Source organism: Pseudomonas shirazica (assembly GCF_015168335.1).
Classification (GTDB): Bacteria; Pseudomonadota; Gammaproteobacteria; order Pseudomonadales; family Pseudomonadaceae; genus Aquipseudomonas; species Aquipseudomonas asiatica.
This window is the reverse complement of the sequence record NZ_CP063456.1, coordinates 706,005-727,137: the sequence shown is the minus strand read 5'-3', so window position 1 is coordinate 727,137 and position 21,133 is coordinate 706,005. Positions and strand designations below refer to the sequence as shown.

18 protein-coding genes are annotated in these 21,133 nt (G+C 63.1%); 11 read left to right on the top strand and 7 right to left on the bottom strand.

Annotated elements, in window-relative coordinates; genetic code table 11:
- Positions 1 to 22: 22 nt before the first annotated feature.
- On the bottom strand, positions 23 to 718 hold the full coding sequence (locus IMX18_RS03305) for a M949_RS01915 family surface polysaccharide biosynthesis protein (RefSeq protein WP_015271525.1): 696 nt from the start codon (positions 716 to 718) through the stop codon (positions 23 to 25).
- Between the two features lie 161 nt (positions 719 to 879).
- Between IMX18_RS03305 and rapA the strand changes: the two genes are divergently transcribed.
- Both rapA and IMX18_RS03295 read left to right on the top strand, forming a co-directional pair.
- Positions 880 to 3,726, top strand: a complete 2,847-nt coding sequence (rapA, locus tag IMX18_RS03300) for an RNA polymerase-associated protein RapA (RefSeq protein WP_041505639.1) — start codon at positions 880 to 882, stop codon at positions 3,724 to 3,726.
- Between the two features lie 291 nt (positions 3,727 to 4,017).
- Positions 4,018 to 6,282 (top strand): putative bifunctional diguanylate cyclase/phosphodiesterase, encoded by a 2,265-nt coding sequence (locus IMX18_RS03295; RefSeq protein ID WP_054573718.1) that lies wholly within the window; start codon positions 4,018 to 4,020, stop codon positions 6,280 to 6,282.
- Here IMX18_RS03295 and IMX18_RS03290 read toward each other — a convergent pair.
- Both IMX18_RS03290 and IMX18_RS03285 read right to left on the bottom strand, forming a co-directional pair.
- Complete coding sequence (locus IMX18_RS03290; protein WP_015271527.1) at positions 6,182 to 7,069, bottom strand: NAD(P)-dependent oxidoreductase; 888 nt, start codon at positions 7,067 to 7,069, stop codon at positions 6,182 to 6,184. The two genes, IMX18_RS03295 and IMX18_RS03290, sit on opposite strands and share 101 nt — an antisense overlap.
- Before the next feature lie 308 nt (positions 7,070 to 7,377).
- On the bottom strand, positions 7,378 to 7,689 hold the full coding sequence (locus IMX18_RS03285) for a DUF2288 domain-containing protein (RefSeq protein WP_003258939.1): 312 nt from the start codon (positions 7,687 to 7,689) through the stop codon (positions 7,378 to 7,380).
- A 359-nt stretch (positions 7,690 to 8,048) separates the two neighbouring features.
- Here IMX18_RS03285 and IMX18_RS03280 point away from each other — a divergent pair, with 359 nt between their 5' ends.
- From IMX18_RS03280 to nhaA, 8 genes are all read left to right on the top strand, one after another.
- On the top strand, positions 8,049 to 9,164 hold the full coding sequence (locus IMX18_RS03280; RefSeq protein ID WP_015271528.1) for a branched-chain amino acid ABC transporter substrate-binding protein: 1,116 nt from the start codon (positions 8,049 to 8,051) through the stop codon (positions 9,162 to 9,164).
- A 185-nt stretch (positions 9,165 to 9,349) separates the two neighbouring features.
- Positions 9,350 to 10,273 carry a high-affinity branched-chain amino acid ABC transporter permease LivH gene (gene livH / locus IMX18_RS03275; RefSeq protein ID WP_013973918.1) on the top strand — a complete coding sequence of 308 codons (924 nt, stop codon included), beginning with the start codon at positions 9,350 to 9,352 and terminating at the stop codon, positions 10,271 to 10,273.
- Positions 10,270 to 11,526, top strand: coding sequence for a high-affinity branched-chain amino acid ABC transporter permease LivM (locus IMX18_RS03270; protein WP_015271529.1), 1,257 nt, complete (start codon positions 10,270 to 10,272; stop codon positions 11,524 to 11,526). The genes livH and IMX18_RS03270 overlap by 4 nt, the downstream gene beginning before the upstream one ends.
- The gene (gene livG / locus IMX18_RS03265; RefSeq protein WP_013973920.1) at positions 11,523 to 12,290 is read left to right on the top strand and encodes a high-affinity branched-chain amino acid ABC transporter ATP-binding protein LivG; all 768 of its coding nucleotides are present in this window, start codon (positions 11,523 to 11,525) and stop codon (positions 12,288 to 12,290) included. The genes IMX18_RS03270 and livG overlap by 4 nt, the downstream gene beginning before the upstream one ends.
- Entirely contained in the window at positions 12,291 to 12,992 is a 702-nt protein-coding gene (locus tag IMX18_RS03260) for an ABC transporter ATP-binding protein (RefSeq protein WP_013973921.1), read from the top strand. It abuts the gene before it with no gap.
- Positions 12,993 to 13,235: 243 nt separating this feature from the next.
- Positions 13,236 to 13,910 carry a COG3650 family protein gene (locus IMX18_RS03255; protein ID WP_217190071.1) on the top strand — a complete coding sequence of 225 codons (675 nt, stop codon included), beginning with the start codon at positions 13,236 to 13,238 and terminating at the stop codon, positions 13,908 to 13,910.
- A gap of 103 nt (positions 13,911 to 14,013) precedes the next feature.
- Positions 14,014 to 15,621 carry an NAD(P)/FAD-dependent oxidoreductase gene (locus IMX18_RS03250; protein WP_015271531.1) on the top strand — a complete coding sequence of 536 codons (1,608 nt, stop codon included), beginning with the start codon at positions 14,014 to 14,016 and terminating at the stop codon, positions 15,619 to 15,621.
- Between the two features lie 249 nt (positions 15,622 to 15,870).
- Positions 15,871 to 17,046 (top strand): Na+/H+ antiporter NhaA, encoded by a 1,176-nt coding sequence (gene nhaA / locus IMX18_RS03245; protein ID WP_015271532.1) that lies wholly within the window; start codon positions 15,871 to 15,873, stop codon positions 17,044 to 17,046.
- A gap of 69 nt (positions 17,047 to 17,115) precedes the next feature.
- Here the strand turns inward: nhaA and IMX18_RS03240 are convergent, their stop codons facing one another.
- The gene (locus tag IMX18_RS03240; RefSeq protein ID WP_013973925.1) at positions 17,116 to 17,580 is read right to left on the bottom strand and encodes an outer membrane lipoprotein; all 465 of its coding nucleotides are present in this window, start codon (positions 17,578 to 17,580) and stop codon (positions 17,116 to 17,118) included.
- A 146-nt stretch (positions 17,581 to 17,726) separates the two neighbouring features.
- Here IMX18_RS03240 and IMX18_RS03235 point away from each other — a divergent pair, with 146 nt between their 5' ends.
- Complete coding sequence (locus tag IMX18_RS03235; protein WP_015271533.1) at positions 17,727 to 17,960, top strand: hypothetical protein; 234 nt, start codon at positions 17,727 to 17,729, stop codon at positions 17,958 to 17,960.
- Positions 17,961 to 18,000: 40 nt separating this feature from the next.
- Here IMX18_RS03235 and pdxH read toward each other — a convergent pair whose 3' ends face one another.
- The 3 genes from pdxH to IMX18_RS03220 all read right to left on the bottom strand — a co-directional run bounded on the left by pdxH (position 18,001) and on the right by IMX18_RS03220 (position 20,889).
- Positions 18,001 to 18,648 (bottom strand): pyridoxamine 5'-phosphate oxidase, encoded by a 648-nt coding sequence (gene pdxH, locus IMX18_RS03230; RefSeq protein ID WP_015271534.1) that lies wholly within the window; start codon positions 18,646 to 18,648, stop codon positions 18,001 to 18,003.
- Between the two features lie 18 nt (positions 18,649 to 18,666).
- Positions 18,667 to 19,644 (bottom strand): OmpA family protein, encoded by a 978-nt coding sequence (locus IMX18_RS03225; protein ID WP_015271535.1) that lies wholly within the window; start codon positions 19,642 to 19,644, stop codon positions 18,667 to 18,669.
- Positions 19,645 to 19,743: 99 nt separating this feature from the next.
- The gene (locus IMX18_RS03220; RefSeq protein ID WP_217190072.1) at positions 19,744 to 20,889 is read right to left on the bottom strand and encodes a serine hydrolase domain-containing protein; all 1,146 of its coding nucleotides are present in this window, start codon (positions 20,887 to 20,889) and stop codon (positions 19,744 to 19,746) included.
- Positions 20,890 to 21,133 lie beyond the last annotated feature (244 nt).

Here is a 21,133-nt window from a genome sequence, read left to right as displayed (position 1 = left end):
ACCTTGATGGCATGCACAACACTTATTCGGCTTCGTCGTCAGGGTTGTCGTCGCTTGGCGGGCTGGCCTCACTCCAGGGCCGCTTGTACACCTGCTGCCAGACCGCGTCCATGTGCTCGCGCAGCACCTGCGGCGCGCCCTTGAGCGAGGCGCTGTCCTCACGCTCACCGCCGATCGGCTCTTCACCTGCCGGGGTGATCAGCGACTGGCCGGTGATGCTGTAGCTGGCCTGCCCTTCGCGCATCTCGATGGCGATGTCGTGCGGGTCGATGCCACCGCCACAGAATGCGTGGCTGGCAACCGTCACCTCGGCGACGCCGTCCTTGTTCAGGTCGCCGACATCGCTGACGTCGTTATAGAAGTCCACATCCAGGTCCAGGCCCGGGCAGGTGGTTTCCTGTTCGATCTGCCAGCGCGCCTTGAAAGCGTCATTTTCGGCCTTGCGCCCGTACAGCGTGGCCTTGAGTACAACCTTGTCAACTTCCTGCTCGCTTTCCGGGTCGCTGGCCTGGCCATCGCTGCGGCTCAACACCAGCAGGCCTTCACCGTCGCGGTCAAGAAAGTGCACGCTCTTGATCGGCGTCTGCACGCCCAGCACCTCGAGCTGCTCGATCGGGATGGCGGGCAAGGTCTCGAAGTTTTTCTGCTCGCAGGCGGCCAGCAGCAACAGGCTGCCCACGGCCATCGAAGCGCTGATCCAGCGGTGCTTGGCAGACATGTTGATCCGGAGCCCTCGTCGGCAGCACGGTGGGGGACGATGAAGCGGCTAGACTGTTGCTACCTATCGCACTTCGGCACCTTTCGATGCGCTCGGCACTTTGGTCTGACCGGCCGATCCGTTAACATAACCGGCTTTTTCATCGCGGGAGTTCAGGCAGTATGGCGCAGCAGTATCAACCGGGGCAACGCTGGATCAGCGACAGCGAAGCCGAGCTCGGCCTGGGTACCATCCTGGCGCAGGACGGCCGCCTGTTGACCGTGCTCTACCCGGCCACTGGCGACACCCGCCAGTATTCCCTGCGCAATGCGCCGCTGACCCGCGTGCGCTTCTCGCCAGGTGACCAGATCACCCACTTCGAAGGCTGGAAGTTGACCGTGCGCGAGGTCGAGGACATCGACGGGCTGATGGTCTACCACGGCCTGGACGGGCAGAACCAGCCGCGCACCCTGCCAGAAACCCAGTTGTCGAACTTCATCCAGTTCCGCCTGGCCAGCGACCGCCTGTTCGCCGGGCAGATCGACCCGCTGTCGTGGTTCAGCCTGCGCTACAACACCCTGCAGCACACCAGCAAGCAGATGCAGTCGGCGCTGTGGGGCCTGGGCGGCTGCCGTGCCCAACCCATCGCCCACCAGTTGCACATCGCCCGCGAAGTCGCCGACCGCAGCGCGCCGCGCGTCTTGCTGGCCGACGAAGTAGGCCTGGGCAAAACCATCGAAGCCGGCCTGGTGATCCACCGCCAGCTGCTGTCTGGCCGCGCCAGCCGCGTACTGATCCTGGTACCGGAAAACCTCCAGCACCAGTGGCTGGTGGAAATGCGCCGCCGCTTCAACCTGCAGGTGGCCTTGTTCGACGCTGAGCGTTTCATCGAAAGCGATGCCAGCAACCCGTTCGAGGATGCCCAGCTGGCGCTGGTGGCCCTGGAGTGGCTGGTAGAAGACGAAAAGGCCCAGGACGCGCTGTTCGCCGCTGGCTGGGACCTGATGGTGGTGGACGAAGCCCACCACCTTGTCTGGCACGAAGACCAGGTCAGCGCCGAATACGGCCTGGTCGAACAGCTGGCCCAGGTGATCCCGGGCGTGCTGCTGCTCACCGCCACCCCCGAGCAGCTCGGCCAGGACAGTCACTTCGCCCGCCTGCGCCTGCTCGACCCCAACCGTTTCCACGACCTGGCCGCCTTCCGCGCCGAGAGCGAGCACTATCGCCCGGTGGCCGAAGCCGTACAGGAACTGCTCGACGAAGGCCGCCTGTCGCCCAAGGCCCACGCCACCATCCAGGGCTTCCTGGGTGCCGAAGGCGAAGCCTTGCTGGCTGCGGTCAGCGACGGCGATACCCAGGCCAGCGCGCGCCTGATCCGTGAGCTGCTCGACCGCCACGGCACCGGCCGCGTGCTATTCCGTAACACCCGCGCGGCGATCCAGGGCTTCCCTGAGCGCCAGCTGCACCCTTACCCACTGGCGACGCCCGAGCAGTACCGCGACCTGCCAGCCGGCGAACATGCCGAGCTGTACCCGGAAGTCGCCTTCCAGGCCCAGGGCGAGGTGGCCGATGACGAGCGCTGGTGGCGTTTCGACCCGCGCGTCGACTGGCTGATCGACACCCTGAAGATGCTCAAGCGTACCAAGGTGCTGGTGATCTGCGCCCATGCCGAAACCGCGATGGACCTGGAGGACGCCCTGCGCGTGCGCTCCGGCATCCCGGCCTCGGTGTTCCATGAGGGCATGAGCATCCTCGAACGCGACCGCGCCGCCGCCTACTTCGCTGACGAAGAGTTCGGCGCGCAGGTGCTGATCTGCTCCGAGATCGGCAGTGAAGGCCGCAACTTCCAGTTTGCCCACCATCTGGTGATGTTCGACCTGCCAGCGCACCCCGACCTGCTCGAACAGCGCATCGGCCGCCTCGACCGTATCGGCCAGAAGCACACCATCCAGCTGCATATCCCGTACCTGCAGGACAGCCCGCAAGAGCGCCTGTTCCAGTGGTACCACGAAGGCCTCAACGCCTTCCTCAACACCTGCCCTACCGGCAACGCCCTGCAGCACCAGTTCGGCCCGCGCCTGCTGCCACTGCTCGAAGGTGGCGAAAGCAAGGCCTGGGAAGCCCTGGTGGCCGACGCCCGCAGCGAACGCGAACGCCTGGAAGCCGAACTGCATACCGGCCGTGACCGTCTGCTGGAGCTCAACTCCGGCGGTGCCGGCGAAGGCCAGGCGCTGGTCGAGGACATTCTCGAACAGGACGACCAGTTCGCCCTGCCGATCTACATGGAAACCCTGTTCGACGCCTTCGGCATCGACAGCGAAGACCATTCCGAGAACGCCCTGATCCTCAAGCCGAGCGAAAAGATGCTCGACGCCAGCTTCCCGCTAGGTGACGACGAAGGCGTGACCATCACCTACGACCGTGGCCAGGCGCTGTCGCGCGAGGACATGCAGTTCCTCACCTGGGAACACCCGATGGTACAAGGCGGCATGGATCTGGTGCTGTCCGGCTCGATGGGCAACACCGCCGTGGCGCTGATCAAGAACAAGGCGCTCAAACCCGGGACCGTGCTGCTTGAACTGCTGTTCGTCAGCGAGGTGGTGGCACCGCGCAGCCTGCAACTGGGGCGTTACCTGCCACCGGCGGCATTGCGCTGCCTGCTCGATGCCAACGGCAACGACCTGGCGTCCCGCGTGGCCTTCGAAACCCTCAACGACCAGCTGGAAAGCGTGCCACGCGCCAGCGCCAACAAGTTCGTCCAGGCCCAGCGTGATGTGCTGGCCCAGCGCATCGGCAGCGGCGAGGCCAAGGTCATGCCGGCCCACGTCGAGCGCGTGGCCGAGGCCCAGCGCCGCCTTAAGGCGGAGGCCGACGAAGAACTGGCCCGTCTGGTCGCCCTGCAAGCGGTCAACCCGAGCGTGCGCGACAGCGAGATCGAAGCGCTGCGCAAGCAGCGTGAAGAGGGCCTGGCGATGCTGGAAAAGGCCGCCTTGCGCCTGGAAGCCATTCGCGTGCTGGTGGCTGGCTAGTCTTTCCCCGCACCCGTGTAGGAGCGGCCTTGTGTCGCGATGGGCTGCGCAGCAGCCCCAGCATTTTTGCGGTAGTGCAGAAATCTGGGGCTGCTGCGCAGCCCATCGCGACACAAGGCCGCTCCTACAAATGCGAGCCAATATTCTTGGCGGCGATTGATTCCATAACCAAATCGTAGGAATCAATGTGCCATTAGTCAGGAAGGCTTAAACACCTCTTCCTATACTGCCTCTGGACAGTCTGCACAGGGTTTAGCGCAGACGAGTGAAAACTCGATCATGAGGCATTCCATGGAATGGCTGGGGCTGCAACTGTTCGCCGACCTGCCGGCAACCGGGCGCATCGTCATCGATTGCCGGCATGAACCGTTCCTGGTTCTGCTTGCCTACCTCGTCGCCTGTGCGGCCTGCTTCGCCACGCTGGACATGGCCGAGCGACAATCCCACAGCGAAGACCCCACCGCCCACCGACAATGGAACATGCTCGGTGCCTGCTGCCTGGCAGGTGGCATCTGGGCCATGCATTTCATCAGCATGCTGGCCTTCCGGGCACCAGTGGAAGTGCACTACGACGCGTCCCTGACCATCCTTTCGCTGCTCATCGCACTGGCCGTCGCCTGGCTGGCCATGCACAGCCTCGACCGCAGCCAGATGCGCGCAATCCATTACCTGCGAAGTGCGGTACTGATCGGCCTGGGCATCATCCTGATGCACTTCGTAGGCATGGCCGCCCTGGAAACCGGTGCCCGCCAGTACTACCAGACCGGCCTGCTGCTGGCCTCGGCCACCATTGCCCTGCTCACCAGCCTGACCGCGCTATACCTGGCCCGCTACTTCCGGCAGGGCAGCGGTACCTTGCACCAGGCCATGAAGTACGGCGCCAGCCTGCTGATGGCTGGTGGTATCGTTGCCACCCACTTTACCGCGATGTCGGCCATGACCCTGGTCATCCCGGCCGACACCGCCCTGCGCCTGCCCTCTGGCGACAACAGCCTGCAACTGGCACTGGGCATCGGCTTCATCACCATGCTGATCAGTGCTGCCAGCATCAGTACCGCACTGGCCGACAAGAAGCTGCAAAGCAAGGAGCACGACCTGCGCCGGGTCAGCGTGCTGCTCAGCCAACTGGACCAGGCCCGCGCTTCGCTGCAGCAGGCCGCGCACTACGACGCCCTGACCAACCTGGTCAACCGCCGCGGTTTCAACCAGGTGTTCGCCGAACGCCTGGCCGAGCACCAGGCCACGCAAAGCCACCTGGCGGTGATGTTCCTCGACATCGACCATTTCAAGCGCATAAACGACAGCCTCGGTCACGACGCCGGCGACGAACTGCTCAAAGTGATCGCCGGACACATCAAGGCCGCCACCCGAAACCGCGACCTGGTCGCACGCCTGGGCGGCGACGAGTTCTGCGTGGTCACCAGCCTCACAAACCGCGACGAAGCCCGCCACCTGGCCCAGCGCATCATGCAGAGGATGAAAGAGCCCATAAACCTGGGCGGCCGGCGCATGGTCATGACCACCAGCATCGGCATCAGCATCTTCCCCGACGACGGCACCACCGCCGAAGAGCTGCTCAAGCATGCAGACCTTGCCCTGTACCAGTCCAAGGGTAACGGGCGCAACAGCCTGAACTTCTTCAACGACAGCCTGAAGACCCAGGCCTCGATTGCTCTGCAACTGGAAGAGGAACTGCGGGTGGCGCTGCTCGAGGAACATGGGCTATGCGTGCACTACCAGCCGATCTTCGACCTGCGCAGCAGGCAAGTGGCCAAACTTGAGGCCCTGGTGCGCTGGCAACACCCGCAACACGGCCTGCTCGGGCCCGATCGTTTTGTCGCCATCGCCGAGGCCAACGGGCTGATCATCGACCTCGATCTGTGGGTGCTGCGCCACGCCTGCGCCGACCTGGCCTATCTGCAGCGCCACGGTCATGGAAACCTCAAGGTCACGGTCAATTGTTCGGCCGTCACCCTCAGTCACGACGAACTGCCCAACGAAGTGGAAAAGGCGCTGTTCCACGCCGGGCTCGCACCCCGACAGCTGGAACTGGAAGTGACCGAGAACGCCTTGATGGGTGACATCCAGCGCACGGTAAACCTGCTCACGCGCATACGCGCCCTGGGCGTGGCGCTGTCGATCGATGACTTCGGCACCGGCTACTCGTCGCTGGCCTACCTCAAGCGCCTGCCGCTGGACGTGCTTAAGGTCGACCGCAGCTTCCTGCAGGATGTGCCGGGCAGCCAGAAGGATCGCGAAATTGTCCAGGCGATCATCGTCATGGCGCATACCCTGCATCTGCAGGTGGTCAGCGAGGGCGTGGAAACCGCCGAACAGCTGGCGTTTCTCCAAGCCCACGGCTGCGACTACCTGCAGGGCTACCTGCTGGGCCGCCCGGAGCCGCTTGCCGAACTACGCTCGCTACTGGAGCGGGTTCGGCACAAGGGCGGCGTATTCAGCCCTTGCTGCGATACAGCTCAACCAGGGTCGCCGGATCCTTTTGCAGGTACCCCTGGCTTGCGTGCAGGCGCATCAATTGTGCGGCAAGGCCACTGAGCGGCGTCGCCGAGCCTTGCTCGCGGGAGAACTTGACCGCGCCATCGAGGTCCTTGAGCAGCGTGCGCACATGCCACTTGATCGGCTCGAAGCGGCTCTCGGCCATTTGCGGAGCGAGGATCTGCAACGGTCTGGAGTCGGCAAAACCGCCCGCCAGCGCTTCGGCGATCAGCGTCGCGTCGACACCGGACTGTTCAGCCAAGGCAACCACTTCGGCGATTACCAGAGCATTGCAGGCCACGATCATCTGGTTGCAGGCCTTGGTCACCTGGCCTGCGCCCACCGCGCCCATATGCGTCACGCGCTGGCCAAGTACCTGCAGTACCGGGCGCGCACGCGCCAGGTCGGCTGCCTCGCCACCGACCATGATCGCCAGGGTGCCGGCTTCGGCCCCGGGGGTGCCCCCGGACACTGGCGCGTCCAGCCAGGCCATGCCGCACAGCGCTGCCAGTTCAGCGGCCATTTCACGAGTGGCGGTTGGCTCCAGGCTGGAGAAATCGACCAGTAACTGGCCGCTGCGTCCGCCCTGGGCAATGCCTTGCTCGCCGAACACCACCTCGCGGACCACGGCCGTGTCGGCCAGGCACAGCAGCACCATGTCGCTGTCGCGGCACAGTTCGGCAGGGCTGCTGGCCAGGCGCGCGCCAGCCGCGACCAGTGCAGTGCACTTGTCCGGGCTGCGGTTCCATACCGTCAGCGGGTAACCCGCTGCCAGCAGGCGCCGACACATGGGCAGGCCCATCAGGCCGATGCCGGCGAATCCAAGCGAAGGTAGTGCAGTGCTCATCAATGACTCCTGACTGGTTCGAACTTTACCCATGCGGGCCAGGAACCTGTAGGAGCGGCCTTGTGTCGCGATGGGCTGCGCAGCAGCCCCAGATCTCCGCATCGATGCAAAAAATGCCGGGGCTGCTGCGCAGCCCATCGCGACACAAGGCCGCTCCTACAGGTTTCGCGTTGCCTGGCAGAACGGTGGGGCATTACGCATCCCGTAAACTGTTACCGCCACGCCGAATTGTTACTTCCCTCCACCCGCCTTGAGCGCCTTCAAGCACCAAAACGGGGCTGCTGCGCATTTTTGCGCACCAAAAGCGATCATGCCTCTGTCGGGCGCTTTGCCTGAATCACGATGAACGGCGAAACCACCACCGCCCAGATCTCTGGATCGCGGCTTTGCAGGTCCAGGGCCTGCTCGGCGGTTACCGGACCAACAGTGCCATCACTACGCCACTTGGCGAAGATCTCGCTGCGATTCTCGGCCATCGCCTCGGCAACGGCAATCAGGTCGAGGCTCGGGTCGACCCAAATCAGGTCACCCTTGGCCCAGAAACGCTCCAGCGCTTTCCACTCGATGATTGCCGTCTCGCCAAGCAATTTGGCATAGAGGGTGCTTGTTTGATCAGTCATGGGTGGTTTCCGCAAAAATCGGCCAATAAAAAAGGTCGGCATTTTTGCAGAAAAACCCGGTTTCAAATATGTAATTTGGTCGATTGATCCCGAACTTGTGGGGCGGGGTCGCAGATGCAGGCAGTTTGATGGCGCCTTTCTGTATCTTTGTGTCGACCATGCGACAACCCAGGAAGCAGGCACTTTTCGACCGCTTTTCAAGCGCTCGAACAGCGCTCTACACTGTACCGGTACAGTTCCGGGACATGTTCCGGGGGAAGGTGGGCTTGCGCGTTGGCATGGCCACGCCGCAAATCCCGCCCGGTCTGTAGCCCTGGCCGCCAGGACTATAAGAATTACAACAGAATGAGTGGAGCACTATGATCAAGATTTCCAAGCTGTTCGCCGCAATGGTTCTGGCAGGGGTAGCCAGCCATTCGTTTGCCGCCGATACCATCAAGATCGGGATTGCCGGCCCCAAGACCGGCCCTGTGACCCAGTACGGCGACATGCAGTTCATCGGCGCAAAGCAAGCCATCAAGGATATCAACGCCGCGGGCGGCGTGGATGGCAAGATGCTCGAAGCCAAGGAATACGACGACGCCTGCGATCCTAAACAGGCCGTGGCAGTCGCCAACAAAGTGGTCAACGACGGCGTCAAGTTCGTCATTGGTCACCTGTGCTCCAGCTCTACCCAGCCTGCGTCCGACATCTACGAAGACGAAGGCGTGATCATGATCACCCCGGCCGCGACCTCCCCGGAAATCACCGCACGTGGCTACAAGCTGATCTTCCGCACCATCGGTCTGGACAGCGCCCAGGGCCCGGCTGCCGGCAACTACATCGCCGACCACGTCAAGCCGAAGGTTGTCGCCGTTCTGCACGACAAGCAGCAGTACGGTGAAGGCATCGCCACCGCGGTCAAGCAGACCCTGGAAGGCAAAGGCACCAAGGTTGCCGTGTTCGAAGGCCTGAACGCCGGTGACAAGGACTTCTCCTCGATCATCCAGAAGCTCAAGCAGAACAACGTCGACTTCGTCTACTACGGCGGCTACCACCCAGAGCTGGGCCTGATCCTGCGCCAGGCTCAGGAAAAGGGCCTGAAAGCCAAGTTCATGGGCCCGGAAGGCGTGGGCAACGACTCCATCTCGCAGATCGCCCAGAACGCCTCCGAAGGCCTGCTGGTGACCCTGCCGAAGTCGTTCGATGCGGACCCTGCGAACAAGAAGATCGTCGACGCCATCAAGGCTGACGGCAAGGACCCAAGCGGCCCGTTCGTGTTCCCGGCCTACTCGGCTGTCGAGCTGATCGCCCAAGGCATCAAGAAAGCCAAGTCCGAAGATGCCGACAAGGTGGCAGCCGCCATCCACGAAGGTACCTTCAAGACCCCGACCGGTGACCTGTCGTTCGACGACAAAGGCGACCTGAAAGACTTCAAGTTCGTGGTCTACGAATGGCACTTCGGCAAGCCGAAGACCGAAGTCTCCCCTCAGTAACTGCGTGACTAATAGCTGACCGTAGAAGCCCACTGTGCGAGCAGTGGGCTTTGTTTTACGAGGTTCATGGGCCTGATCCCCGCGATCCGGGGGCGGGCTCACCTGAAAATCTTAAAACCGTCACCCGCGGTTTCCTGGCCTACCCCCGCCAGCGAAATGCAAATCAGGTTTTTAGGAGCGCTGTAATGCCTGAGATCTACCATTTCTTCCAACAACTGGTTAATGGATTGACCATCGGCAGCACCTATGCCTTGATCGCCATCGGCTACACGATGGTGTACGGCATCATTGGCATGATCAACTTCGCCCACGGCGAGGTGTACATGATCGGTTCCTACGTGGCCTTCATCGCCCTGGCGGGCCTGGCCATGATGGGTATCCATTCGCTGCCTGTCCTGATGACCGTCGCCTTTGTCGCGACGATCTTCGTCACCAGTGCCTATGGCTACAGCATCGAACGGGTTGCCTACCGCCCCCTGCGCAACAGCAACCGTCTGATCCCGCTGATTTCCGCCATCGGCATGTCGATCTTCCTGCAGAACACCGTCCTGCTGTCGCAAGATTCCAAGGACAAGTCCATCCCCAACCTGATCCCCGGCAGCTTCTCGTTCGGGCCAGGCGGCGCGGAGGAAGTACTGATCAGCTACATGCAGATCCTGGTGTTCGTGGTCACCCTGGTGGCCATGACCTGCCTCACCCTGTTCATCTCCCGTTCCCGCCTGGGCCGCGCCTGCCGCGCCTGCGCCGAGGACATCAAGATGGCCAACCTGCTGGGCATCAACACCAACAACATCATCGCCCTCACCTTCGTCATCGGTGCCGCCCTGGCGGCGGTGGCGGCCGTGCTGCTGAGCATGCAGTACGGGGTGATCAACCCCAACGCCGGTTTCCTGGTGGGCCTGAAGGCCTTCACCGCGGCGGTGCTGGGTGGCATTGGCAGCATTCCGGGCGCCATGCTCGGCGGGCTGGTGCTGGGCGTGGCCGAAGCGTTCGGTGCCGATATCTTCGGCGACCAGTACAAGGACGTTGTGGCATTCGGCTTGTTGGTTCTTGTCCTGCTATTCCGGCCGACCGGCATCCTGGGCCGCCCGGAGGTTGAAAAAGTATGAACAGAAATCTCAAACAGGCGTTCTTCAGCGCCTTGCTGGTATGGGCCGTGGCCTTCCCGGTACTGGGCCTGAAACTGAGCATCGATGGCATCAGCCTGGTAGTGCACAGCCAGGGCTCGTTCACCATCGGCATCATCGCCGTGTGTTCGGTGTTGATGTTCCTGCGCGTGCTGTTCGACAAGCAGTGGAGCTCGGTGATGGGCCGCCGCTCGGATCGCAAGCTGATCCCGCCAGCGGTCAGCAACTACCTGACCCTGCCGAAAACCCAGCGCTACGTGATCATGGGCCTGATCGTCGCGGCACTGGTGTGGCCGTTCTTCGGCTCGCGCGGCGCGGTCGACATTGCCACGCTGATCCTGATCTACGTGTTGCTGGGCCTGGGCCTGAACATCGTGGTCGGTTTGGCAGGCCTGCTCGACCTTGGTTACGTCGGCTTCTACGCCGTCGGTGCCTACAGCTACGCCATGCTCTCGCACTACCTGGGCTGGAGCTTCTGGGTATGCCTGCCGATCGCCGGCCTCATGGCCGCTACCTTCGGCTTCCTGCTCGGCTTCCCGGTGCTGCGCCTGCGCGGTGACTACCTGGCGATCGTGACCCTCGGCTTCGGCGAGATCATCCGCCTGTTCCTGCGTAACCTCACCGACTGGACCGGCGGCCCCAACGGCATCAGCAACATTCCCAAGCCGGAGTTCTTCGGCCTGACCTTCGAACGCCGTGCCGCCGAAGGCATGCAGACCTTCCATGAGTTCTTCGGGCTGGAATACAACTCGATCAACAAGGTCATCTTCCTCTATCTGGTGGCCCTGCTGCTGGCCCTGCTGGCGCTGTTCGTGATCAACCGCCTGCTGCGCATGCCGATCGGCCGCGCCTGGGAAGCCCTGCGCGAAGACGAGATCGCCTGCCGCGCTCTGGGCCTGAACCCGACCGTGATCAAGCTGTCGGCATTCACCCTGGGCGCCTGCTTCGCCGGTTTCGCCGGCAGCTTCTTCGCTGCGCGCCAAGGCCTGGTGACGCCGGAGTCGTTCACCTTCATCGAGTCGGCGATCATCCTCGCCATCGTCGTGCTCGGCGGCATGGGCTCACAACTGGGCGTGATCCTCGCGGCCATCGTGATGATCCTGCTGCCCGAGCTGATGCGTGAGTTCAGCGAATACCGGATGCTGATGTTCGGTGCGCTGATGGTGTTGATGATGATCTGGCGTCCGCAAGGCCTGCTGCCTATGCAACGTCCACACATGGAGCTGCGTCGATGAGCCGCGAAATTCTGCAAGTCAGCGGCCTGAGCATGCGCTTCGGCGGCTTGTTGGCGGTCAACGGCGTGGGCCTGACCGTCAAGGAAAAACAGGTGGTGGCACTGATCGGCCCGAACGGCGCCGGCAAGACCACCGTGTTCAACTGCCTGACCGGCTTCTACAAGCCCAGCGGCGGCACCATCCTGCTCGATGGCCAGCCGATCCAGGGCCTGGCCGGGCATCAGATCGCCCGCAAGGGCGTGGTGCGGACATTCCAGAACGTGCGCCTGTTCAAGGAAATGACCGCGCTGGAAAACCTGCTGATCGCCCAGCACCGCCACCTCAACACCAACTTCTTCGCCGGCCTGTTCAAGACCCCAAGCTTCCGCCGCAGCGAGAAGGAGGCCATGGAGCGCGCGCAGTACTGGCTGGAGAAGGTCAACCTGACCGAGTTCGCCAACCGTACCGCCGGCACCCTCGCCTACGGGCAGCAGCGCCGCCTGGAAATCGCCCGCTGCATGATGACCCAACCGCGCATCATCATGCTCGACGAACCGGCTGCGGGCCTGAACCCGAAGGAAACCGAAGACCTCAAGGCGCTGATCGCCTACCTGCGTGAGTCGCACAACGTCACCGTGCTGCTGATCGAGCACGACATGAAGCTGGTGATGAGCATTTCCGACCATATCGTGGTGATCAACCAGGGCACACCCCTGGCCCACGGCACACCGGAAGAGATCCGCGACAACCCTGATGTGATCAAAGCCTACCTGGGGGAAGCGTAAATGCTGAAGTTCGAGAACGTTTCCACCTTCTACGGCAAGATCCAGGCGCTGCACAGCGTCAATGTGGAGATCAACCAGGGTGAGATCGTCACCCTGATCGGCGCCAACGGCGCCGGCAAGTCGACCTTGCTGATGACCTTGTGCGGCTCGCCGCAGGCGCACAGCGGCAGCATCAAGTACCTGGGTGAAGAGCTGGTCGGCCAGCCGTCTTCGCACATCATGCGCAAGAGCATCGCGGTGGTACCGGAAGGCCGCCGCGTGTTCTCCCGCCTGACCGTCGAGGAAAACCTGGCAATGGGTGGTTTCTTCACCGACAAGGGCGATTACCAGGAGCAGCTGGACAAGGTGTTGCAGCTGTTCCCGCGCCTGAAGGAGCGTTATATCCAGCGTGGCGGCACCATGTCCGGTGGCGAGCAGCAGATGCTCGCCATTGGCCGGGCGCTGATGAGCAAGCCCAAGCTGCTGCTGCTCGACGAGCCATCGCTGGGCCTGGCGCCAATCATCATCCAGCAGATCTTCGACATCATCGAACAGCTGCGCCGTGATGGCGTGACGGTGTTCCTGGTGGAGCAGAACGCCAACCAGGCGCTGAAGATCGCTGACCGGGCGTATGTGCTGGAGAACGGCCGGGTGGTGATGCAGGGTACTGGGGAAGCACTGTTGACCGACCCGAAGGTGCGCGACGCGTACCTGGGGGGTTGACCGGGAAAAGGGCCATCTACTGGCCCTTTTTTCTACCTGTCAGAAATGTATTGTCTGTACTGGCCCTATCGCCGGCAAGCCAGCTCCCACAGGTACCCCCACAGTTCCTGAAAGTTGTGGGGGCCTGTGGGAGCTGGCTTGCCGGCGATAGGGCCAGTACAGGCAACCATTAACTTGTGATCCAGCGCCAGCCTGAGTAACGTGGCCGGCTTTCATGGCAAAGATTTCCCCGGAGCCCGCCCCATGCGCCTCACCCCCACCCTGCTGCTCACCGCCCTGCTGCCCTTGTTCGCAGGCTGCCAGCTCATGGCTGACACCCCCAGCGACCCGAACATCGGCACTACGCGCATGCAGGGCGAGCTGCGTGCCGGCGGTGGCCAGCTGCTGTTCAAGCCGTGCAGCGAAAACCGCACTTTCGTGATCAACGACGTCGCCGCAACCGGCATCCTGCAGGAAGCCGCCAACCTCGCCAAGGACGCCAACGACAAACTGTTCGCCGACGTCCGTGGCCGCCTCACCGGCAGCAGGCAGGCCAACAACAACGGCCAGCTTGAAGTTCGCCGCCTGTACCGCCTGGAACCTTCCACCCGCGCCTGTGAAGACCCCAACTTCAAGCAGCTGACCCTGCGCGCCAACGGCCATGAGCCGGAATGGGACATCAAGGCCAGCGGCAAAGGCATGGTGCTCAACCGCGTCGGCCAGGATCCCCTGCCCCTGCCCTTTCTGGAAGAAGAAGTGCCCGGCGGCGGCCTGACCCTGACCAGCGAAGCCAACGGCCAGCACGTGGAGCTGTGGGTCGCGCCACAACGCTGTGTAGACACCGCCACCGGTGCCATCCACCACTTACGTGCCGAACTGCGCATCGACGGCAAGACCCTGCTGGGCTGCGGTTACTATGGCGGTGCACGCGACAACTGATCGCCGGGCGCTTTTATCCTGCCAGTCGGGGCGGCGAACAGCTTATACTTGGCGGTTTGTGTAAAGCCGCCGGCCGCCCATGGCCGGGATACTGGACCCTGCCATGCTACGAATCACCGAACTGAAGCTGCCCCTGGACCATCCCGACGAAGCCCTGCGTGAAGCGATCGTCCAGCGCCTGGGCATCCGCGACGAGCAACTGCTCAGCTTCAACCTGTTCAAGCGCAGCTACGATGCGCGCAAGAAGAACAGCGAACTGCTGTTCATCTACACCATCGACCTGGAAGCCAGCAACGAAGCCGAGCTGCTCAGCAAGTTCGCCGACGATCGCAATATCGGCCCGGCGCCAGACGTAACCTACAAGTTCGTCGGCAAGGCCCCTGCCGATCTGCAGGAGCGCCCGATCGTGGTCGGCTTCGGCCCGTGCGGCATCTTCGCCGGCCTGTTGCTGGCACAGATGGGCTTCAAGCCGATCATCCTCGAGCGCGGCAAGGAAGTACGCCAGCGCACCAAGGACACCTGGGGCCTGTGGCGCAAGAGCGTGCTCAACCCCGAGTCCAACGTGCAGTTCGGCGAAGGCGGCGCCGGTACCTTCTCCGACGGCAAGCTGTACAGCCAGATCAAGGACCCGCAGCACCACGGCCGCAAGGTGCTGGAAGAGTTCGTCAAGGCCGGTGCACCGGACGAGATCCTGTACATCAACAAACCGCACATCGGCACCTTCCGCCTCACCGGCATGGTCGAGCAGATGCGTCAGGACATGATTGCCCTTGGCGCCGAAGTGCGCTTCCAGCAGAAGGTCACCGACCTGCTGATCGAGGATGGGCAACTGACCGGCGTGGTGCTGGAGAGCGGCGAACAGCTGCACTCGCGCCATGTGGTGCTGGCACTGGGCCACAGTGCCCGCGACACCTTCCGCATGCTGCACGCCAAAGGCGTGTACATGGAAGCCAAGCCGTTCTCGGTGGGCTTCCGTATCGAGCACCCGCAAACGCTGATCGACAAGGCTCGCCTAGGCAAGTACGCCGGTCACCCGAAACTCGGTGCCGCCGACTACAAACTGGTGTATCACGCCAAGAATGGCCGCTCTGTGTACAGCTTCTGCATGTGCCCGGGCGGCACCGTGGTCGCAGCAACCAGCGAGCCAGGCCGGGTGGTTACCAACGGCATGAGCCAGTACTCGCGTAACGAGCGCAACGCCAACTCAGGCATCGTCGTCGGCATCGACCCCGAGCGCGATTACCCGGGCGGCCCGCTGGCCGGCATCGAGCTGCAGGAACGCCTGGAAGCCCACGCCTACGTGATGGGCGGCAGCAACTACCAGGCCCCGGCACAGCTGGTGGGTGACTTCGTCGCTGGCCGGCCGTCGACTGCACTGGGCAGTGTCGAGCCGTCCTACAAACCGGGCGTGACCCTGGGCGACCTGGCGCCGAGCCTGCCGGACTTCGCCATCGAAGCCATTCGCGAGGCGCTGCCAGCGTTCGACCGGCAGATCAAGGGCTACAACCTGCATGATGCAGTGCTGACTGGGATCGAGACCCGCACCTCCTCGCCGCTGCGCATTACCCGCGGTGAGGACTTCCAGAGCCTGAACCTCAAGGGGCTGTTCCCGGCGGGTGAAGGGGCCGGGTATGCGGGCGGAATCCTGTCGGCGGGTGTCGATGGGATTCGCATCGCTGAGGCGGTGGCGCGGGATATGCTCGGCCTCTGAGCCTTTTACATGCCAGGGCCTCTTCGCGGGTAAAACCGCGAAAGGGCCACTGCAGACATCAGAAAAATCCACAACAAACATCAGACTTCCCCCCCCCACTCCTTCCCCATCTGCGTCTAGGCTTTCCCGCAGCCCAGCCAGCAATACCATATAACAAAAACGAATATGGTTTTTGTTTGAAAGCATATCGCCAAAGGCTAGGGTGTACGCCCGTTCCATTGTCAACTGCTCATGGAGAGCCTATAGCCCGTGCGTAGCCTGTTCACCCGCTTCTTCCAGCTCGAAGCCGCCAGTGGCCTGTTGCTGATCGCTGCGGCCATCCTGGCCCTGATAATCAACAACTCGCCGCTGTCCTACCTGTACAGCGGCCTGCTCGACGTTCCCGTCGCCGTTCAGGTCGGTGCGCTGCACATCGCCAAACCGCTGTTGCTTTGGATCAACGACGGCCTGATGGCCCTGTTCTTCCTGCTGATCGGCCTGGAGGTCAAGCGCGAGGTAGTCGACGGCCACCTGTCCAAGCCCTCCCAGGTAATCCTGCCAGCCACCGCCGCCGTGGGCGGCATGGTGATACCGGCACTGATCTACTGGTTCATCAACCGTGACAACCCTGCCGCCATAGCCGGCTGGGCTATCCCCACAGCCACCGACATCGCCTTCGCCCTCGGCGTACTGGCCCTGCTGGGCAAGCGCGTGCCGGTGTCGCTGAAACTGTTCCTGATGACCCTGGCGATCATCGACGACCTGGGTGCGATCATCGTCATTGCCCTGTTCTACTCGGGCACCCTGTCGAGCATGTCGCTGCTGCTGGCTGCCGCCTGCCTGGTATTGCTGGTGTCGATGAATCGGCTTGGCGTGGTCAAGCTTGGGCCCTACATGGTCGTTGGCCTGATCCTGTGGGTCTGCGTGCTCAAGAGCGGCGTGCATGCCACCCTGGCCGGCGTCGCCCTGGCCCTGTGCATCCCGCTGCGCACGCGCCATGCCGAACGCTCACCACTGCTTGCCCTGGAACAAGCCCTGCATCCTTGGGTTGCCTACGCCATCCTGCCGCTGTTCGCTTTCGCCAACGCCGGTGTATCGCTGTCAGGCGTGACCTTAGAAAGCTTCACCCACCCGGTGCCACTGGGCATCGCCGTGGGGCTGTTGCTGGGCAAGACCGTGGGTGTCTTCGGCCTGACATGGGTCGCGGTCAAGCTGCGCCTGGCCGCACTGCCTGCAGGCGCCAGTTGGGGGCAATTGCTGGGTGTGGCGATACTTTGCGGTATCGGCTTCACCATGAGCCTGTTCGTCGGCTCGCTCGCCTTTGTGCCTGGAAGCAGTGATTACGCCGGGATGGACCGCATGGGTATTCTCACCGGATCGTTCTTCGCCGCCGTGTTCGGCTATGCAGTAACCGCCATGGCCAGCCGCAAGTCCAACGTCGGCTGACCTGGCCGCAGCATGAAAAAACCCCGACTGGCGAGCGCCATGTCGGGGTTTTTTCTTGTTGGGCTACGGTCAGTGCGTGACGCGGCTGGTGCCATCGACGGTCATGATGCGCACGCGGTCGCCAACGCGGAAGATCTCGTTCTGCTGCACGGCCTGCACATAGGCACGCATGCTGCCATCGTCCTCACGCACGGTGATCTCGACACCCTGGGTACGGGTCAGGCCCTCTTCGGCGGCGGAACCGGCCAGGCCACCGGCAACGGCACCGATCACGGCGGCGACGATGCTGCCACGGCCACCACCCACGGCGCTCCCGGCCACGCCACCCACGATGGCGCCAGCACCGCCACCGATCGGGGTCTTGGTGCCTTCGATCTTGACCGGACGCAGGGACTCGATAGTGCCCATGCGCACAGTTTGCACGCGGCGGGCCTCATCACGGGAGTAGCTGTCACCGGTCAGGCTCGAGGCACAGCCACCCAGCAACAGCGACATGGTGGTAAAGGTCGCCACCAGCAAAGCGGATTTACGCATGGGTAAGGTCTCCATAAGTCAGGTGCTCATTAGACGCTGCACGTTGACGGCTGTCACGGTACAAACGTAATAAAATTGTTTTCATTCAGCCAAGGGACAGCCTGCACGGCTGTGTCGAGGCCTTTCAAGTGAGACCAAGGATAGCCATGGATTACTTCATCGTCGTGGTCACCACCGTTGCGGGGCTGTATTTCCACTGGTGGCTGTATGTGCGCATGCGCCGCTGGATGGACCGTGACCTGGCGTTGTCGCTGGCAGGGGCGGACCCGGAAAAACGCGCGTATATGCTGCAAAGGCTGGAGCAGGCGCGGGTGGAGAAGGTGGGGCGCAAGCAGTTGGCGGGGTGGTTGGAACGGCAGGCTACAGGGTATCCGGGGTAGCCTGATGGAGCGCCGGGGCCGCAAAGCGGCCCCGACAAACTCAGGGCGCCAACCGCTCCCGCAGCCATTGCCCATCCACCAGCCGGTAGTTCAGTCGGTCATGCAGGCGGCTGGCCCGCCCCTGCCAGAACTCGATGCGCTCAGGTAGCAAACGATACCCACCCCAATGCTCCGGACAATGCGGCTGGGTGTCGGAAAAGCGCGCCTCAGTGGCCTTGACCAGTCCCTCCAGCTCCTCACGACCGGCAATCACCTGGCTCTGTGGCGAAGCCCAAGCACCCAGGCGGCTACCCAGCGGGCGCACCTGGTAGTAGGCGTCAGACTCCTGGGGGGTGACCTTTTCCACCCGCCCTTCGATGCGCACCTGGCGCTCCAGCGCCGGCCAGAAGAAGGTCATGGCGGCGAAAGGGTTGACCAGCAGTTGCTGGCCCTTGGCACTATCGTAGTTGGTGAAGAAAGTGAAGCCACGCTCATCGAGCCCCTTCAGCAACAAGATACGGCAGTGCGGGCGGCCTTCACCGTCGACAGTGGCCAAGGTCATGGCGTTGGCTTCCACCGGCACCTGCTCGGTTTTCACCGCTTCGGCGAACCACTGGTGGAACAGGGCGAACGGCTCTCCCGGGGCCTGGGATTCGGCCAGGCCATCACGGGTGTAGTCGCGGCGCATATCGGCCAGGGATTGGGTCATTGCTGCGTTCCTTGACGATCAGTTGGTCTTCGCAGGGCTGTTGGCAGCTACTTTCTTTTCAGTGGTAGCTTTCTTGGCAACCGGCTTGGCCGGTGCAGCTTTTTTCTTGGCCGTGGTCTTGGCTGGCGCCTTGGCCTTGGCTTTGGTCACAGGCTTCTTCGCCGCAGCCTTGATGGCCGGCTTGCTGTCGGCAGGCTTGGCAGCAGGTGCTTTGACATCTTGCACCGCCACCATTGGCGCGCGCGCCGGGGCGGCTTGCTGGTACTTGGCCAGCAGGGCGACCATGGTGTTCTGCGGGGTCAACAGCATTTCCACACGGCGGTTCAGGGCACGGCCCTCGGCGCTGTCGTTGGCGGCGCGCGGCATTTCCGAGCCCATGCCCTTGAGGTTCAGACGGTCACGCTGCAGGCCGCTGAGGCGGAAGATGGCCGACACCGAAGCGGCGCGCTCCAGGCTGAGCTTCTGGTTGGCGGCAGCGACCCCGCTGCTGTCGGCATGGCCGAGCACCAGCACGGCGGTCTTGGCATCGCCTTCGACAGTCTTGGCCACACGAGTAATCGGGCCCAGGGTCATCGGCAGCAGCATGTTCGGACGATCGGGGTTGTACGAACTGTCCACCGGGATGGTTACGGCCAGCACGTTGTCACGACGCTCCAGCTCCAGCTTGCTGCCCTTGATCGCCTCACGCAGCTTTGGCTCGTACTCGTCCAGCCAGGCCTGGGTGGCCTTCTGGTCGACCTTCGGCACCACCGGCCCCTTGGCCTGCTTCTCTTCACCGCCGAACGGCCACCACCAACGGCTGGCGTTGTCGGACTTGGCGTCGGCCTTGGCCACATTTTCCGTGACGGCTTGCTTCACTTCCTGCTCGGCAACCTTGTCCGAACCGAAGGGCCACCAGCTAGAGGCGCTGTCCTTCGAGCCGTCCTGGGGGTGACTGGCGCAGCCGGTAACGGCGGTCAGGCACAGGGCGAGTGCTAAGGTTTTGTGTGAAGACATCAGCGATACACCATGAAATAGAAAGAAATTTTGCTTACGCCCTTCAGGCGTTGGCATTGAGGATAGTCAAAGGGCTGGGGCAATACCCGCATTACCCGATCAAAGGCAATTGGCAAGGACGCGTACCAGTTTCTGGGCTCGCGGGTCCATGAGCACATAAGGGCCAAGGGTATTGACCACGAAACCGAAGGCCACATCGTGTTCCGGGTCAGCGAAACCAACCGAGCCGCCGGCGCCTGGGTGGCCGAAGGCGCGGGCCCCGAGGCCGAACGTGGCATTGGCCACGTCTGGCTGGTCGAGCATGCAGCCCAGGCCAAAACGGGTCTGGGTGAGCAGAGTACGATCCTGGCCGAGGCTGTGCTCACGGGTGAGTTCGTCGAGCAGCTCTGATTCGAGCAGGCTACCGTCCAACAGCCCGGCATAGAAGCCCGCCAGGCTGCGCGCATTGCCATGGCCATTGGCCGCTGGCTGCTGCATGCTCCGCCACTCCGGCTTGTTGGTACTGGTCAGGATCGCCGGCGGGTTGGTGAAGGCACGGGTCGACAGAGCCTCGGGCTCGCGCATGGTCACCTGCAGCAGGCGCTGAGCCGCAGCGTCCCCGGCGTTGCCCTTGCCACGGGCGATATGCGCTACGCGATGAAACTCATCGTCCGCCAGGCCGATATGAAAATCCAGCCCCAACGGCCGAGCGGTACGGGCCACGATCGAGTCGCCGGGGCCACGGCCGTCGGCACGGCGGATCAGCTCGCCAATCAGCCAGCCGTAGGTAATTGCGGCATAGCCATGCTCGGTGCCGGGTGTCCACCAGGGCGTTTCGGCAGCCAGCGCATCGACCATGGCCTGCCAGTCATACAGTGCCTCGGCCGGCAGCAGCTCACGGATGGCCGGCAAGCCGGCGCGGTGGCTGAGCAGCTGGCGCAGGGTAATCGCCTGTTTGCCTGCCTGGGCGAACTCGGGCCAGTAGTTGGCCACCGGCGCATCAAGCGCCAGCTTGCCCTCGCCGACCAGTTGCAGGGCGGTGACAGCGGTGAAGGTCTTGGTGCAGGAAAACAGGTTGGCGATGGTATCGCTGTGCCAGGCCTGCTGGCCGTCCTTGTCGGCACTGCCGGCCCACAGGTCGACCACGGTTTCGCCACCAACCTGGATGCACAGCGCGGCGCCACGCTCCTGGGGATCATCGAACAGCGCGGCGAAGGCTTCGCGCACTGCTTCGAACTTCAGCTCATAGTGACCCTGGATCTGCACCCGCTGTTCTCCGTACGACCAATTCCGAAAATGGTGTGCATTGTTTCAGTAGTTGCGTGTTTTGCAAACTGGCTTGGGCCAAGTGGTCGCGACGAATGGCAGCCAGGACGAACGGTGCCCCTGTAGGAGCGGCCTTGCGTCGCGATGGGCTGCGCAGCAGCCCCGGTAATTTGTGCATTGCGGCTGAGATCCTGGGGCTGCTGTGCAGCCCATCGCGACACAAGGCCGCTCCTACACAAGACCG

What these genes read in the sequence shown, in the direction of transcription:
- IMX18_RS03250 (WP_015271531.1), top strand. Translation starts at nt 14,014, where the DNA reads ATGCTACGAATCACCGAACTGAAGCTGCCCCTGGACCATCCCGACGAA.
- IMX18_RS03305 (WP_015271525.1), bottom strand. Translation starts at nt 718, where the DNA reads ATGTCTGCCAAGCACCGCTGGATCAGCGCTTCGATGGCCGTGGGCAGC.
- pdxH (WP_015271534.1), bottom strand. Translation starts at nt 18,648, where the DNA reads ATGACCCAATCCCTGGCCGATATGCGCCGCGACTACACCCGTGATGGC.
- IMX18_RS03295 (WP_054573718.1), top strand. Translation starts at nt 4,018, where the DNA reads ATGGAATGGCTGGGGCTGCAACTGTTCGCCGACCTGCCGGCAACCGGG.
- IMX18_RS03225 (WP_015271535.1), bottom strand. Translation starts at nt 19,644, where the DNA reads ATGTCTTCACACAAAACCTTAGCACTCGCCCTGTGCCTGACCGCCGTT.
- IMX18_RS03285 (WP_003258939.1), bottom strand. Translation starts at nt 7,689, where the DNA reads ATGACTGATCAAACAAGCACCCTCTATGCCAAATTGCTTGGCGAGACG.
- IMX18_RS03235 (WP_015271533.1), top strand. Translation starts at nt 17,727, where the DNA reads ATGGATTACTTCATCGTCGTGGTCACCACCGTTGCGGGGCTGTATTTC.
- IMX18_RS03290 (WP_015271527.1), bottom strand. Translation starts at nt 7,069, where the DNA reads ATGAGCACTGCACTACCTTCGCTTGGATTCGCCGGCATCGGCCTGATG.
- IMX18_RS03270 (WP_015271529.1), top strand. Translation starts at nt 10,270, where the DNA reads ATGAACAGAAATCTCAAACAGGCGTTCTTCAGCGCCTTGCTGGTATGG.
- IMX18_RS03280 (WP_015271528.1), top strand. Translation starts at nt 8,049, where the DNA reads ATGATCAAGATTTCCAAGCTGTTCGCCGCAATGGTTCTGGCAGGGGTA.
- rapA (WP_041505639.1), top strand. Translation starts at nt 880, where the DNA reads ATGGCGCAGCAGTATCAACCGGGGCAACGCTGGATCAGCGACAGCGAA.
- IMX18_RS03255 (WP_217190071.1), top strand. Translation starts at nt 13,236, where the DNA reads ATGCGCCTCACCCCCACCCTGCTGCTCACCGCCCTGCTGCCCTTGTTC.
- livG (WP_013973920.1), top strand. Translation starts at nt 11,523, where the DNA reads ATGAGCCGCGAAATTCTGCAAGTCAGCGGCCTGAGCATGCGCTTCGGC.
- livH (WP_013973918.1), top strand. Translation starts at nt 9,350, where the DNA reads ATGCCTGAGATCTACCATTTCTTCCAACAACTGGTTAATGGATTGACC.
- IMX18_RS03260 (WP_013973921.1), top strand. Translation starts at nt 12,291, where the DNA reads ATGCTGAAGTTCGAGAACGTTTCCACCTTCTACGGCAAGATCCAGGCG.
- IMX18_RS03240 (WP_013973925.1), bottom strand. Translation starts at nt 17,580, where the DNA reads ATGCGTAAATCCGCTTTGCTGGTGGCGACCTTTACCACCATGTCGCTG.